The following is a 14,268-nucleotide window of genomic DNA, read 5'->3' on the forward strand; positions in this document are numbered from 1 at the left end:
CCTCATCGGCACATATCTGTCAGGCATCACATTGCAGGAACTATTATGCCCACACCGAACCAAGCCGCCCTTGATTTTCTTTTGACCCGTCGGTCCCGCCCGGCCAAGACGCTAACGTCTCCGGTGCCTGACCGCGCGACGATTGAAACGCTGTTGACCGCAGCAGCGCGGACGCCGGATCATGGAAAGCTAGAACCTTGGCGTTTTATCGTGCTGGAAAAAGCGGCTCTGACACGGCTTGCTGGGCTGGTTGATGAACGTGGTGCTGCGCTTGGTATTGATCCTGTTAAGATCGCCAAAAGCCATGCTCAGTTCGCAACGGCCGATTTGGCGATTGCCGTCGTCTCTTCCCCTGTTGCTTCTGAGAAAGTGCCTGAAATCGAACAGGTTTATTCTGCAGGCGCGGTCTGTTTGGCGCTTGTGAACGCGGCGCTAGCCGCTGGCTGGGGTGCGAATTGGCTATCAGGCTGGGCAAGTCATGACCGCGACTTTATCCGCGATGGCCTTGGCCTCGCGGATCACGAAGTCGTCGCGGGCTTCATCCACCTTGGGACTGAGACCAACACACCACCCGAACGCCCACGCCCAGACCTGTCAGCAATCACAACATGGGTTAATGCATGATCTTCACGTCCTTTATTAAGGCGATCGCACAGCTTCCTGACAGCCGGTTTCAGTCGGTCCTTTGGCGCGGCATTGGCGTGACCATTGGACTGTTGATCGCCTGCTATTGGGGTTTACTTGGATTGATCGATTGGCTCGCGTCCGAGCCAATCACACTTCCCGTCGTCGGGGAAATCACATGGTTTAGAGACCTACTAGGCTGGGGATCGCTTTTGCTGATGCTCTTGCTCTCAGTGTTCCTCATGATCCCTGTTGCTTCCGCAATTACATCGCTGTTCTTGGACGAAGTCGCTGACGCAGTTGAGGCGAAACACTTCCCTGCCCTGCCCCCAACACCTGCAATCGGCTTTTTCGAAGGGCTGCGCGATACGGTTGGTTTCTTGGGGATATTGATTAGCGCGAACATCGCAGCCTTTATGCTGTACCTCATCCTACCCTTCGCAGCCGTATTCATCTTTTATGGGATGAACGGCTATCTGCTAGGGCGGGAATATTTTCAGCTTGCCGCCATGCGCCGGGAAGGGCGCGAGGGTGCCAAAGCGCTAGCAAAACAGCACCAAGGCACGATTTGGGCGGCTGGCTGCCTAATGGCGCTACCGCTGTCTTTACCGCTCGTGAACTTGTTTATTCCGATCCTAGGTGCGGCAACATTCACGCACCTCTATCACGCGATCAGTCTGCGTTCAGATCGGGCGTCGCCATCCGGTTAAACCAATCCATGTCGCGTACCGAAATCGCGCCAGATAGGATTGTTCCTGCAATCACGGCCCAAATTGGCACCGCCCATAGGGTCGTGATGATTGCTTTGCGTTTGATCTGCGGATCAGCTGGGGCGGAGGAATGCGTACCGGGCACAACCTCGCCCGCCTCGCTTTGGGTCTTTACGCGCAAAGGCAGCACGATAAAAAACACCATCGCCCAAACAACAGCGAATAGCACAATGGCAGAGGTCGGTCCCATAGGTGATCCTTTTCTAACTTACTGCGCTACATAGGCCGCTTTGCGGGTCGCGCAAGCACTGTTGTTAGGCTTGCGCGATTTGTCTCAGGGCTAGACTTGCTCTAGTTCGACCAAACAGCCGTTAAAGTCCTTGGGGTGCAGGAACAGCACTGGTTTACCATGTGCGCCAATCTTCGGCTCTCCATTCCCCAACACACGCGCACCTTCGGCCTTTAGGTGGTCACGCGCGGCCAGAATATCGTCAACCTCATAGCAGACGTGATGAATGCCACCCGACGGGTTCTTTTCTAGAAAACCGTTAATCGGGGAATCATCACCCAGCGGGTACAGCAATTCGATCTTTGTATTGGGCAGATTGATGAATACGACGGTCACGCCGTGATCCGGCTCATCCTGTGGGGCACCTACATCAGCACCCAGCATGGTGCGGTATTGTGCGCTTGCCGCTTGAAGGTCCGGCACTGCGATTGCGACATGGTTAAGGCGACCGATCATTTCATATTCTCCCAGTTTTGCGCAATATCGCGAAAGCCCGCCCCGAGTGCAATGCGGTTTCCAAATTAACGTCCCGTTCACCTTGTCCTGCTTTGATTGCGACAAGTCACATCCATAGAGGAGAATCGCGATGGACGAATTATTGCTCACACCAGCGCCGACCGCGCGTCGTCCATTGCTTGGGCTTACCGTACTTGTCGTCGAAGATAGCCGTTTCGCCTGCGAGGCGTTGCGCCTGCTGTGTCAACGGTCTGGCGCACGGATACGTCGCGCCGATAGCCTTGAAAATGCGCGCCGCCATCTGGCCATTTACCGGCCATCGGTGGTGATGATTGACGTCGGCCTTCCTGATGGATCAGGTCTGGATTTGATTGAGATGCTATCGCAAGCGTCACCACGGATCGAAGTCATCATCGGCATTAGCGGCGATACTGATATCGAAGAACAGGTGTTGGCCGCTGGCGCAGATGGGTTCATCCCTAAACCAATCGCAAATCTAGCCGCGTTTCAGGCCGCGATCCTGCGCCACCTACCCGCCGACAAACAACCGCCCGGCCCGCGTATAATTACCGATGAAATGATAAACCCCGATTTGGTCGCCTACCGCGATGACCTGCACCATATTTCGGAATTCCTGAACACACCGCCAAACAGCAAAAACATCAGTTACGTCACCCAGTTCTTGGATGGCGTTGCGCGCAGCGCTCAGGATGATGCGTTGGGAAAAGCTGTGGAAGACCTCGCAGCCCTCAAATCGACAGGCGACGATCTTACGCCGGGCGTGAACGCGCTATCGGATATGGTCGAAAAACGTATCGCAGCGGGTGGACCGCTCTAACAAAAAGGCCGCCCCAAACAGGGGCGGCCCAATGTATTAGCTTTCAGCTGGGATCGTGCGTAGGTGCAGTTCACGCAGCTGTTCGTTCATTGGCTCAGACGGCGCATCCATCATCAGATCTTCAGCACGCTGGTTCATTGGGAACATGATGACTTCGCGGATGTTGGACGCATCAGCCAACAACATCACGATACGGTCGATCCCAGCAGCACAACCACCGTGGGGCGGCGCACCGTATTGGAACGCGTTGACCATGCCGCCGAAACGCTTGTTGACTTCGTCTTCGCCGTAACCAGCAATTTCAAAGGCTTTGAACATGATTTCTGGACGGTGGTTCCGGATCGCACCGGATACCAACTCATAACCGTTACAGGCCAGATCATACTGATAACCCAGCACTTTCAGCGGATCACCCTGAAGCGCTTCCATCCCACCTTGCGGCATTGAGAATGGGTTGTGTTCAAAGTCGATCTTACCAGTTTCTTCATCTTGCTCGTAAATCGGAAAATCCACGATCCAAGCAAAAGCAAAACGGTTCATATCCGTCAGACCCAGCTCTTCGCCGATCACGTTTCGGGCTTTACCAGCAACGCCTTCGAACGCCTTTGGTTTCCCGCCAAGGAAGAACGCAGCATCACCAAGGCCAAGACCCAGTTGCTGACGGATCGCTTCAGTGCGCTCTGGACCGATGTTCTTAGCCAGTGGTCCCGCAGCTTCCATGCCACCTTCGACTTCGCCTGATTTCAGCTTAGCTTGCGCTTCTTTGACAGTGATGCCCAGCTCTTGGGCCACAGCATCAGCTGTTTTTTCGCGCCAGAAGATATAGCCCATACCAGGCAGACCTTCTTTTTGCGCGAACACGTTCATGCGGTCACAGAACTTACGTGACCCGCCCTTTGGCGCAGGAATAGCCCGCACTTCCGTGCCTTCTTGCTCAAGCAGTTTCGCAAAGATCGCAAAACCAGAACCCGCAAAATGTTCAGACACAACCTGCATCTTGATTGGGTTGCGCAAGTCAGGCTTGTCCGACCCATACCAAAGCGCTGCATCACGATAGGAAATCTGCTCCCATGTCTGGTCAACCTTACGACCGCCGCCGAATTCTTCGAAGATACCAGTCAGCACAGGCTGGATCGTGTCAAACACGTCCTGCTGCTCAACAAACGACATCTCCAAATCAAGTTGGTAGAAATCGGTTGGCGAACGGTCAGCACGCGGGTCTTCGTCGCGGAAACAAGGCGCGATTTGGAAGTATTTGTCATAGCCCGACACCATGATCAGCTGTTTGAACTGCTGAGGGGCCTGTGGCAGCGCATAGAATTTACCCGGGTGCAAACGTGACGGTACAAGGAAATCGCGCGCACCTTCGGGGCTGGATGCTGTGATGATCGGCGTCTGGTATTCGCGGAAACCGCCATCCCACATGCGACGGCGCATAGATGCAACCACATCAGAACGCAGCTTCATGTTGTCCTGCATCGCCTCGCGGCGCAGGTCCAAATAGCGGTACTTCAGACGTGTTTCTTCAGGGTATTCCTGATCGCCGAACACCATCAGCGGCAATTCTTTCGATGCGCCCAGCACTTCGATGCCGCGCACGAATACTTCGACTTCGCCGGTTGGCAGTTTCGCGTTCACCAGTTCAGGGTCACGTGCCTTCACTTCTCCATCGATGCGGATACACCATTCAGAGCGCACCTTTTCAACATCAGCAAAAGCAGCCGAGTCAGGATCGCAAAGAACCTGCGTAATGCCATAGTGGTCGCGCAGGTCGATAAACAGGATGCCACCGTGATCGCGCACCCGATTGACCCATCCAGAAAGGCGGACGGTTTCGCCAACATTGGCGGCAGTCAGATCGGCACAGGTGTGGCTGCGGTAAGCGTGCATAATATCATGTTCCTATGGGTTCACGGAGTTGTTGAGCCGATACACAAGGTTGACGCCCCGATGTCAAGGATGGTCGCCGAATATGATAGGATTTAGCGGGCCAATGGCCCCTGATAGTCTACCGCGATCTCTCCACGTAGGGAATTCCCCAATGTAATCGCTTTTGCCTGCCGCAAATCATCCAGCGTCAGAACAGCTTCTTGGCAAAGTCCCTGCTCCAACTGATGCTCGCGATAAACACCCGGTAGCACCCCCGATGACAGGGGCGGCGTCAGCGATTTCCCATCCTGCGTTCTCACAAAGATATTCGTGATCGTGCCCTCGCAGACCTCATCGCGTTCGTTCAGAAAAATAAACTCATCCACGCCCTCTGGCATAGCCGCCCGCGCCTCATCATATAATGCACGGTTCGTCGTCTTGTGCCGCAACCATGGATACGCCGAATCCAAACGCACGTCCGCGACCTGAACGACCCACCGCCCCTTCGCGGGCGGCATCGGCGCACGGGTCACCTCAACCGTCCCATCAGCCGCCAACGTCAGCCGGCAGCGCATTGCCGCGTCACCCTTATATTCAGCCAACTCAGCGGCAATCGCGGATCGATCACAGGCAAACCCGAGCGCCCGCGCACTCCGTTCTAACCGGCGTAGATGTAGGTCAAGCCGCACATACCCCTGCGCGGGAACCCAACCAAAGGTCTCGACTAGCTTGGTGTCTAAAGGGATGCGTAGCGCGCTTTCCAAAGTGCTTCCTCGTATTCCGATGCGGCAGTGCTGTCCCAAACGACGCCACCGCCGACATTGAGTGTGGCATTCCCTCCCTCAACCATCAACGTACGGATCGCGACATTGAATGATGCACGCCCATCAGGAGCGGCCCAGCCAATTGTCCCGCAATAGGCCTCGCGTGGGGACGGCTCAAGCTCACGTATAATCTCCATAGCGCGGATTTTAGGTGCGCCAGTGATCGACCCACAGGGGTAGAGCGCACGAAAAACCGCGTCCAAACCGACACCTGGCAACAATTCGGCAGTCACAGTCGACGTCATCTGATGCACGGTCGCATAGGTTTCGACCTCAAATAACTGCGGCACCTTAACCGACCCAACCTTTGAAACGCGGCTGATATCATTGCGCAGCAAATCAACAATCATCAGGTTTTCGGCTTGGTTCTTTGGATCAGAGACCAAAAACTCCCGGTTTTCCGCGTCCTCGGCCGGCGTTTCACCGCGCGGCACGGTGCCCTTCATCGGGCGGGTGGTGATCTGTCGGCCATCTAATGTGAAAAACAATTCAGGCGAACGGCACAACAGATCGGGCAGGCCATCTTGCTCAACCAACACGCCATATCCCACGGGCTGCGCTTGCTTTAGCGCCCCATAAATCGCCGGAACGTCACCCTGCACCGCTGCATTTATTGGGAACGTCAGGTTCGCTTGATATATATCGCCAGTGCTGATCCAGTCATGCACCTTTGCAAACGCTTTGGCGTATGTGGCGTCATCCCATGCTGGATCCAATGTGCCAATCTGCGCAGGGCCCGGCGCAGCACCACCACGGACTGGCGCATCAAAGACGCCAAAACAAATCAACGGCAGGCGACGATCTGCTGGCATCAATGCCTGCAATCGCGGCTCGAGAGCGTAACCCAATTCATAACTCGCATAGCCAGCGACCCAATCGCCAGCTGCAAGCGCCGCATCTAGTTCGGCTAGTGCATGATCTACATCGGCAATAGATTCGGCCTGAATCATGCGTTTGGAGTTGTCGAAAACACCTGCGCCATCCGGGCCATGATCAAATTGCAGACGCAAAACCGTTTCTCCTTACCGATTCACGGCCTCAGATACGCGGCCCAGCCCGAAAATTACAGATCATTTGCGACAACCCTACCCCTTTGCGCAAAGGCCCTTGCGCCTTGGGCGCTGTTGTCTATAACCCACGAAAATTTACCTTCAGAGGGGCTCGCCATGCCAAAGCGTACTGACATCAAGTCGATCATGATCATCGGTGCAGGCCCTATTATTATCGGACAAGCCTGCGAGTTCGATTATTCCGGCGCTCAAGCCTGTAAAGCACTGCGCGAAGAAGGCTACCGGGTCATTCTGGTAAACTCGAACCCTGCGACAATCATGACCGATCCCGGTCTTGCTGACGCGACCTACATCGAACCAATCACCCCCGAAGTTGTTGCAAAGATTATCGAAAAAGAACGCCCCGATGCGTTGCTGCCAACAATGGGTGGCCAAACTGGCCTGAACACATCACTTGCACTGGCCGACATGGGTGTTCTTGAAAAATTCAACGTCCAACTGATCGGTGCAAACCGCGAAGCCATCGAGATGGCCGAAGACCGGAAACTGTTCCGCGAAGCAATGGACCGTCTTGGCATCGAAAACCCAAAGGCGACGATCATCACCGCACCGAAGGTTAACGGTAAATACGACATCAAAGCTGGCCTACAACTGGCCATCGACGCGATTGAATATGTTGGCCTGCCTGCAATCATCCGCCCTGCCTTTACGCTTGGCGGGACTGGTGGCGGTGTTGCTTACAACCGCGAAGAATACGAACACTACTGCCGCACAGGGATGGAAGCGTCCCCGGTTGGTCAAATCCTTGTCGATGAATCCCTGCTCGGCTGGAAAGAATTCGAGATGGAAGTCGTCCGCGACAAGGCCGACAACGCCATCATCGTCTGCGCGATTGAAAACGTGGACCCAATGGGCGTGCACACAGGTGACAGTATCACCGTCGCCCCTGCACTGACCCTGACCGACAAAGAATATCAGGTCATGCGGACCCACTCGATCAACGTGCTGCGCGAAATCGGCGTTGAAACAGGCGGATCAAACGTACAATGGGCCGTAAACCCTGCCGACGGCCGCATGGTCGTCATTGAGATGAACCCACGCGTATCACGTTCATCTGCGTTGGCATCAAAGGCGACAGGTTTCCCAATCGCGAAAATCGCGGCAAAACTGGCCGTTGGTTATACGCTTGACGAGTTGGACAACGACATCACAGGCGTCACACCTGCGTCGTTTGAACCGACAATCGACTATGTCGTCACCAAAATTCCGCGCTTTGCTTTTGAAAAATTCGCAGGCTCTGAACCGCACCTGACCACCGCGATGAAATCCGTGGGCGAGGCAATGGCCATCGGCCGGACCTTCCACGAATCCATGCAAAAAGCGCTGGCATCCATGGAAACAGGCCTGACCGGTTTCGACGAAATCGAAATCCCCGGTGCACCTGACGCCGCTGCAATCACCAAAGCGCTGGCAAAACAAACGCCAGACCGTATCCGCGTCATCGCCCAAGCAATGCGTCACGGTCTGTCCGACGACGACATCCATGCCGTCACCAAATTCGACCCATGGTTCCTTGCCCGCATCCGCGAGATCATCCAAGCCGAGGCTGAAATCACGCTGAACGGCCTGCCCGTCACCGAAGATGGCCTGCGCAAAGTTAAAATGATGGGCTTCACCGATGCCCGCCTTGCCAAACTGACGGGCCGCGACGAAGACCAAGTACGCCGTGCACGTAAGAACCTCGGCGTCAAAGCTGTGTTCAAACGGATCGACACCTGCGCCGCGGAATTCGAAGCGCAGACGCCCTATATGTACTCCACCTATGAGTCCCCCGTCATGGGCGAGGTCGAGTGCGAAGCGCGCCCATCCGACCGCAAAAAGGTTGTCATCCTTGGCGGTGGCCCAAACCGGATCGGCCAAGGGATCGAATTCGATTACTGCTGCTGCCACGCGTGTTTCTCGCTCACCGAGCAGGGCTATGAAACGATAATGATCAACTGCAACCCAGAGACAGTGTCGACCGACTATGACACCTCTGACCGGCTGTATTTTGAACCGCTGACATTCGAACACGTCATGGAAATCCTGCGGGTAGAGCAGGAAAACGGCACGCTTCACGGCGTCATCGTACAGTTCGGCGGGCAAACACCGCTGAAGCTGGCAAACGCGCTGAACGACGAAGGCATCCCAATCCTTGGCACCACGCCAGACGCGATTGACCTTGCCGAAGACCGCGAACGCTTCCAAGACCTCGTCAACCGTCTAGGCCTGAAACAGCCCCACAACGGCATCGCCTCCACTGACGAAGAAGCATTTGAAATCGCCAAAGAAATCGGCTTCCCGCTGGTGATCCGCCCATCCTACGTCTTGGGTGGCCGCGCTATGGAAATCGTCCGCGACCAAGCACAGCTTGAACGCTATATCTCTGACGCTGTTGTTGTGTCCGGCGATAGCCCGGTGCTTCTCGACAGCTACCTGTCCGGCGCGGTCGAGGTTGACGTGGATTGCCTATCCGACGGCAAAAACACCCACGTCGCAGGCATCATGCAGCACATCGAAGAGGCCGGCGTGCACTCTGGCGATAGCGCCTGTTCGCTACCGCCTTACTCGCTCTCTGACGCGATGATCGCTGAAATCCGCAAACAGACCGAAGCCTTGGCGCTCGCGCTGAACGTCGTCGGCCTGATGAACATCCAGTTCGCCGTCAAAGACGAAGAAGTCTACCTGATCGAGGTAAACCCCCGCGCATCCCGCACCGTGCCATTCGTGGCCAAAGCGACCGACAGCGCCATCGCATCCATCGCCGCACGGCTGATGGCAGGCGAGCCGCTGACAAACTTCCCACTGCGCGAACCTTACCCTGCGACAGAAAACCCAATGGACGTGCTGCCGCTTGGCGACGCCTTCACATTGGCCGACCCGAACACACCGTGGTTCTCCGTGAAAGAGGCCGTCTTGCCCTTCGCCCGCTTCCCCGGCGTCGATACGATCCTTGGGCCAGAAATGCGCTCAACAGGCGAGGTCATGGGCTGGGATCGGTCCTTCCCACGTGCGTTCCTTAAGGCGCAAATGGGTGCAGGCACTCAGCTACCGACCGAAGGCACCGTGTTCTTCTCGATCAAGGACATGGACAAAACCGCTGACATGGCAGAGGCCGCCAAAATCATCGTGGACCTTGGGCTGAACATCGTCGCAACACGCGGCACCGCAGCGTGGCTGACCGAAAACAACGTCGCCTGCGAAGTCGTGAACAAAGTCTACGAGGGCGGCCTCACAATCGTTGACCGCCTCAAAGACGGGCACATCGCATTGGTCATGAACACAACCGAAGGCGCCCAAGCCGTAGAAGACAGCCGCGACATCCGCGCCGTCGCCCTCTACGACAAAATCCCCTACTTCACGACAGCCGCCGCGTCCCACGCAGCAGCACTTGCCATGCAAGCACGCGAAGAAGGTGATGTTGGGGTGCGCTCACTACAAGGCGCCTAATAGCTAAACGGATCGCCCACACAGGGCATCGTCCGGACCTCGGGGTGGGTGCAAAGCGCCCTCCCCATGGGGGAGGTCCGGGCGCTGCCCGGCGATGCCGGGCGAGATTGTTCTTTTGATAGAACCGTTTTCATCCTAAAGATGAAGCATGAATGATAAATCCAAAACTTGCTTTGTAATCTCACCTATCGGTTCCGCCGGATCAGACATAAGGCGTCGTTCCGACTGCTGCTTGCAGTACATCATCAAGCCCGCATTCGAGTCACTCGGCTTCACAAAAGTCGAGCGCATCGATGAAACAGATGAAGCCGGTCAAATAACGCCGAATATCATCAATAAAATTCATCAAGCGGATTGGTGTGTTGCGGATCTAAGCGGACACAACGCGAATGTCTTTTATGAAATCGGCATCCGCCACGCATTTCAAAAACCAATCATCCATATGAGTAGCGCAATTGGCGAAATTCCGTTCGACAACTCACACCAGAATACAATCGAATATATTCACGATGACCCGTCATCGCATGTAGCCTGCATTGAACGTATTAAGAACCAAGTCTCTAAGGCTAACGAAAATCCAGAACACTTTTCGACGCCAGTCAGTTTGGCACTCGGCAAAATTGCATTAGATAGCACCGGGGATTCAAGAGACGAGATCATTTCTCAATTGGTGGGACGCATTTCGTTACTGGAAATGAAACAAATATCAGCTGAAAAAACACTAAGAAATCAAAAGCATACCGACGCTACATACCGTACTCACCTTCGTGAGCTAAGTGATTGGACGGCCCGAGGAGGCCGCTCAGCTAGCAGCATCTTGGCAGAAGCAATGGCTTCCGAAGAAAATAATGGCCCTGACAGATAATGTAGTTCTGATTATATAAGCAAATCAGCGCGACTTTGGATGGGAAATCTTCGGGTATCGTTGAGCCAGTTGGGAGTCCCTAGGTTAATCACCCCTCGCCCAAAGCAATCTCTTCCTGAAGCCGCTCAAAATCCCCCCACTTGGGCCGCGGGGGATTCCCAGACAATAACGTCTCGGGGCGCAGGACATAGTCGGTCGTGTCAGGCCCATCTATGATCCCGGCCAATCGGTAGTGCATGAACATCCGCAGCACACGGTTGATCCGGGGCTGATACCCTTCCCCCATCGCCTTAAAGAATTTCACCACATCAGCATCCAGACGCATCGTCACCCGCTGCCGTTTCGGATCGCGCCTGTCATTGTCTTTCCAGATTTCATCCCAGCGTGGCGGCAGCATCTTTTCCTTGGCGACAAACGTATGCAAATCCCATTCGATCATCGCCTGCGCATCAACCGCATAGCTCCAATTGATCCGCTGTGTCTTGGTCATTTTCTTGGGGTCGATCATCGTGGTCTCCTTTGCCGTCACACTGTCCGCCAAAGGTAAAAACGCCGCTGCATGACCGTGCGCACGCTGTGTGTACGCGGTCTGCACGCAATGCAGCCGATGTTCCCCTAGGTCACAAACTCGCCGCTGTGGACAAATGTTAGCGCTGCACAATAAGGTGGCACAACGCAAAATGGGGGTTGTCATGCATAAAGTCGCCATCACCGGGACCGGGCTTTTCACGCCCTCTCAGGTCATCACAAACGACGAATTGGTCGAAGCTTTTAACGCCTACGCCGATCTGTGGAACGCTGAAAACGCCGCCGCGATTGAAGCAGGCACCGTTAAGGCAAAGCCCCACTCCTCATCCGAATTTATCGTGGCTGCGTCCGGCATCGAAAACCGTTATGTGCTTGATAAAGAAGGCCCTCTTGACCCCGCACGCATGTTTCCACGCCTCGCCCAACGGTCAGATGACGAACCCGGATACATGGCTGAAATCGGCGTAGATGCCGCGCAAAAAGCGATCTCGGCCGCGGGCCGTACCGCCGCTGATGTTGATCTTGTGATCTGTGCCGCCTCCAACATGGAACGCGCCTACCCAGCCGTTGGCGTCGAAATCCAACAGCTGCTGGGTGCCGGTGGTTTTGCTTTTGATATGAACGTCGCCTGTTCCAGCGCGACTTTCGGCATCCAAACCGCCGCCGACATGATCCGCGCCGGCTCTATCCGTTCCGCAATTGTCGTGAACCCCGAAATCTGCAGCGCCCACCTCGAATGGCGTGACCGCGATTGTCACTTTATCTTTGGGGACGTGGCAACCGCCACATACCTCGAACGCGACGAAGGCCTTGATCGCCCACATTTTAAGGTGCTTTCGACCCGTTGCGCGACGCAGTTCAGCAATAACATCCGCAACAACAGCGGCTTCTTGCGTCGCACCCATGACGCCATGGATGACCGCCGCGATATGCAATTCATGCAAAACGGCCGCAAGGTTTTCAAAGAAGTGCTACCGCTGGTCAGTCAGCATATCGCCGACCACCTGACCGACACTGGTGTCGAAGCACCAGAGCTACGCCGCCTATGGCTTCATCAGGCTAACAAGTCGATGAACGACTACATCGGCAAAAAGGTCCTAGGTCGCCCACCAGAACCACACGAGCAGCCAAACGTCTTGCAAGACTATGCCAACACGTCGTCTGCAGGCTCTATCATTGCCTTCACCAAATACTCTGACGATTTTGAGACAGGCGACAAAGGGTTGATCTGTTCGTTCGGCGCGGGTTATTCCGTGGGTTCCGTCGTGGTTGAACGCGGCTAACCTAAGGAAGAATAAGAAATGAAAAAACTAATGATTGCCGCCGCACTTTGCAGCCTTGCAGCATGCGGCGTACCGTTTGTTCCACTGGTCTAAGAACTGACCCGCTTGTGCACGTCTTCTAGCGTCTCAACCCGCTCAGAATATCGGTCGGTTAGCATTGCAGACCGGCCGCGTGTCATTACGGTGAACCGTGCAAGCTCCTCCATCACATCAACGATGCGATTATAAAGCGATGATGGCTTCATCCGTCCGTCTTCAAACTGCTTCCACGCCATAGGCACGGAAGATTGGTTTGGGATTGTGATCAGACGCATCCAACGACCGAGGATACGCATCTGGTTGACCGTATTAAACGACTGCGATCCGCCCGAGACTTGCATCAGTGCAAGGGTTTTGCCCTGTGTTGGGCGGATGCCACCGATTGGCGACAATGGAATCCAATCAATGATCGTCTTCATGATCCCGGTCATTGCACCGTGACGTTCTGGACTGGACCAAACCATGCCTTCGCACCACATCACCAATTCACGCAGTTCTGCGACCTTGGGGTGGGTTTCTTCGGCATCGCCCGGCAACGGAAGCCCTGACGGATCGAAAAACCGCGTCTCACAACCCAACGCATTCAGCACGCGCGCGCCTTCTTCTGCGCAGCGGCGTGAATAGCTGACATCGCGTAGCGAACCGTAAAGCAACAAAATACGTGGCGCATGCCCATCATCGCCCAGCCCTGCAAGCGCGGCAAAATCCAGCGGCTGCAAAGCATCCGGAACGAGGTTGGGCATATCCAGATCGGTCATTGCACTTAGTTGCTTTCTTCTAGGTGCAACTTCATGTCGATCAGTACTTTTTGCAGTGCCGTTGTTTCACGCAAAAGCCGCTTTGCTTCGTTGACCGTGATAATCCCATCTTCGATGGAAATGTTATATTCTGCCATCAGCTGTGCGAAACGCTGACTTAGCTTGATAACGTCGTTGTTTACGCCACCTTCGCTGTTTGGCCGGTCCGTATCATACGAAAGCGTGATTCCACGCATTTCAGCAAGCGCCGATGTAATATGCGGATAAGATGCGGCTGCCTCTAGCTGCGCTACGGCATCAACAGGCATAAAGCGGTCAGCATGCTCTGGGTTGTCAGAGTAATATCGGCCAAGTGTAGCCTTTGATTTCCCGGTTAACTCGCAAGCACTTTCGATACCAACGTCTTTTACCAACGCTTCTGTGTGCCGTTTGAGGTAATTGCTCATGCCCGTACTCCATCTCGTGCGTCCCAACGTAGGGGGAAAACTATCGTCCTATTCCCATTAATTGTTAACTGCAGCCGTGTCATTGATAAATTGTCCCGTGTTGGGGGATAGTGTAACCAGTTTCGATGCCGACGGACATCTTGTGTTTTCGGATCGCGATCCATTGGGGCTATCCTGCCGGGCCCGGCAGATACCTCACCGCCTTGCTCTTGCCAAGACAATAGTGCCAACGTTAATGAG

The 14,268-nt window shown here is 55.0% G+C and carries 14 protein-coding genes; 6 read left to right on the forward strand and 8 right to left on the reverse strand.

The features are described from left to right. Positions 1–45 precede the first annotated feature (45 nt). Together ACHUEV_RS09755 and ACHUEV_RS09760 are read left to right on the forward strand one after the other, a co-directional pair. Entirely contained in the window at positions 46–624 is a 579-nt protein-coding gene (locus tag ACHUEV_RS09755) for a nitroreductase family protein (RefSeq protein WP_394179352.1), read from the forward strand. Then, entirely contained in the window at positions 621–1,334 is a 714-nt protein-coding gene (locus tag ACHUEV_RS09760; RefSeq protein WP_394179354.1) for an EI24 domain-containing protein, read from the forward strand. Before ACHUEV_RS09755 ends, ACHUEV_RS09760 begins: the two co-directional genes overlap by 4 nt. On the opposite strand, the gene ACHUEV_RS09765 is transcribed toward ACHUEV_RS09760, so the two are convergent. Further along, a complete protein-coding gene (locus ACHUEV_RS09765; RefSeq protein WP_394179356.1) occupies positions 1,297–1,584 on the reverse strand; it encodes a DUF1467 family protein in 288 nt (95 codons plus the stop codon). The two genes, ACHUEV_RS09760 and ACHUEV_RS09765, sit on opposite strands and share 38 nt — an antisense overlap. A gap of 90 nt (positions 1,585–1,674) precedes the next feature. Continuing rightward, positions 1,675–2,079, reverse strand: coding sequence for a methylmalonyl-CoA epimerase (gene mce / locus ACHUEV_RS09770; RefSeq protein ID WP_394179358.1), 405 nt, complete (start codon positions 2,077–2,079; stop codon positions 1,675–1,677). A 130-nt stretch (positions 2,080–2,209) separates the two neighbouring features. On the opposite strand from mce, the gene ACHUEV_RS09775 reads away from it, so the two are divergent. Continuing rightward, positions 2,210–2,917: a response regulator gene (locus tag ACHUEV_RS09775; protein ID WP_394179360.1), complete on the forward strand. Its 708-nt coding sequence runs from the start codon at positions 2,210–2,212 to the stop codon at positions 2,915–2,917. Between the two features lie 36 nt (positions 2,918–2,953). Here ACHUEV_RS09775 and aspS read toward each other — a convergent pair whose 3' ends face one another. The 3 genes from aspS to ACHUEV_RS09790 form a co-directional block, all read right to left on the reverse strand. Beyond that, positions 2,954–4,807: an aspartate--tRNA ligase gene (gene aspS / locus ACHUEV_RS09780; RefSeq protein WP_394179362.1), complete on the reverse strand. Its 1,854-nt coding sequence runs from the start codon at positions 4,805–4,807 to the stop codon at positions 2,954–2,956. A gap of 92 nt (positions 4,808–4,899) precedes the next feature. Further along, complete coding sequence (locus ACHUEV_RS09785) at positions 4,900–5,550, reverse strand: aminotransferase class IV family protein (protein WP_394179364.1); 651 nt, start codon at positions 5,548–5,550, stop codon at positions 4,900–4,902. After that, positions 5,523–6,620, reverse strand: coding sequence for an aminodeoxychorismate synthase component I (locus tag ACHUEV_RS09790; RefSeq protein ID WP_394179366.1), 1,098 nt, complete (start codon positions 6,618–6,620; stop codon positions 5,523–5,525). Before ACHUEV_RS09790 ends, ACHUEV_RS09785 begins: the two co-directional genes overlap by 28 nt. Positions 6,621–6,776: 156 nt before the next feature. Between ACHUEV_RS09790 and carB the strand changes: the two genes are divergently transcribed. Beyond that, the gene (gene carB / locus ACHUEV_RS09795) at positions 6,777–10,109 is read left to right on the forward strand and encodes a carbamoyl-phosphate synthase large subunit (protein WP_394179368.1); all 3,333 of its coding nucleotides are present in this window, start codon (positions 6,777–6,779) and stop codon (positions 10,107–10,109) included. Between the two features lie 148 nt (positions 10,110–10,257). Next, positions 10,258–10,974, forward strand: coding sequence for a hypothetical protein (locus ACHUEV_RS09800; RefSeq protein ID WP_394179370.1), 717 nt, complete (start codon positions 10,258–10,260; stop codon positions 10,972–10,974). An 88-nt stretch (positions 10,975–11,062) separates the two neighbouring features. Here ACHUEV_RS09800 and ACHUEV_RS09805 read toward each other — a convergent pair whose 3' ends face one another. Continuing rightward, entirely contained in the window at positions 11,063–11,482 is a 420-nt protein-coding gene (locus ACHUEV_RS09805) for a BrnA antitoxin family protein (protein ID WP_394179372.1), read from the reverse strand. Between the two features lie 184 nt (positions 11,483–11,666). Here ACHUEV_RS09805 and ACHUEV_RS09810 point away from each other — a divergent pair, with 184 nt between their 5' ends. Then, positions 11,667–12,785 carry a beta-ketoacyl-ACP synthase III gene (locus ACHUEV_RS09810; protein WP_394179374.1) on the forward strand — a complete coding sequence of 373 codons (1,119 nt, stop codon included), beginning with the start codon at positions 11,667–11,669 and terminating at the stop codon, positions 12,783–12,785. 89 nt (positions 12,786–12,874) lie between these two features. Here the strand turns inward: ACHUEV_RS09810 and arsH are convergent, their stop codons facing one another. Together arsH and ACHUEV_RS09820 are read right to left on the reverse strand one after the other, a co-directional pair. Further along, positions 12,875–13,582, reverse strand: coding sequence for an arsenical resistance protein ArsH (arsH, locus tag ACHUEV_RS09815; RefSeq protein ID WP_394179376.1), 708 nt, complete (start codon positions 13,580–13,582; stop codon positions 12,875–12,877). A 5-nt stretch (positions 13,583–13,587) separates the two neighbouring features. Then, a complete protein-coding gene (locus tag ACHUEV_RS09820; protein ID WP_394179378.1) occupies positions 13,588–14,028 on the reverse strand; it encodes a phage regulatory CII family protein in 441 nt (146 codons plus the stop codon). Between the last annotated feature and the right edge of the window lie 240 nt (positions 14,029–14,268).

It is taken from the genome of Yoonia maritima, from assembly GCF_043641945.1.
GTDB classification, from domain to species: domain Bacteria; phylum Pseudomonadota; class Alphaproteobacteria; order Rhodobacterales; family Rhodobacteraceae; genus Yoonia; species Yoonia maritima_B.

Coding starts and splice junctions, on each gene's coding strand:
- ACHUEV_RS09755 (WP_394179352.1), top strand. CDS start 46: ATGCCCACACCGAACCAAGCCGCCCTTGATTTTCTTTTGACCCGTCGG.
- ACHUEV_RS09760 (WP_394179354.1), top strand. CDS start 621: ATGATCTTCACGTCCTTTATTAAGGCGATCGCACAGCTTCCTGACAGC.
- ACHUEV_RS09765 (WP_394179356.1), bottom strand. CDS start 1,584: ATGGGACCGACCTCTGCCATTGTGCTATTCGCTGTTGTTTGGGCGATG.
- mce (WP_394179358.1), bottom strand. CDS start 2,079: ATGATCGGTCGCCTTAACCATGTCGCAATCGCAGTGCCGGACCTTCAA.
- ACHUEV_RS09775 (WP_394179360.1), top strand. CDS start 2,210: ATGGACGAATTATTGCTCACACCAGCGCCGACCGCGCGTCGTCCATTG.
- aspS (WP_394179362.1), bottom strand. CDS start 4,807: ATGCACGCTTACCGCAGCCACACCTGTGCCGATCTGACTGCCGCCAAT.
- carB (WP_394179368.1), top strand. CDS start 6,777: ATGCCAAAGCGTACTGACATCAAGTCGATCATGATCATCGGTGCAGGC.
- ACHUEV_RS09800 (WP_394179370.1), top strand. CDS start 10,258: ATGAATGATAAATCCAAAACTTGCTTTGTAATCTCACCTATCGGTTCC.
- ACHUEV_RS09805 (WP_394179372.1), bottom strand. CDS start 11,482: ATGATCGACCCCAAGAAAATGACCAAGACACAGCGGATCAATTGGAGC.
- ACHUEV_RS09810 (WP_394179374.1), top strand. CDS start 11,667: ATGCATAAAGTCGCCATCACCGGGACCGGGCTTTTCACGCCCTCTCAG.
- arsH (WP_394179376.1), bottom strand. CDS start 13,582: ATGACCGATCTGGATATGCCCAACCTCGTTCCGGATGCTTTGCAGCCG.
- ACHUEV_RS09820 (WP_394179378.1), bottom strand. CDS start 14,028: ATGAGCAATTACCTCAAACGGCACACAGAAGCGTTGGTAAAAGACGTT.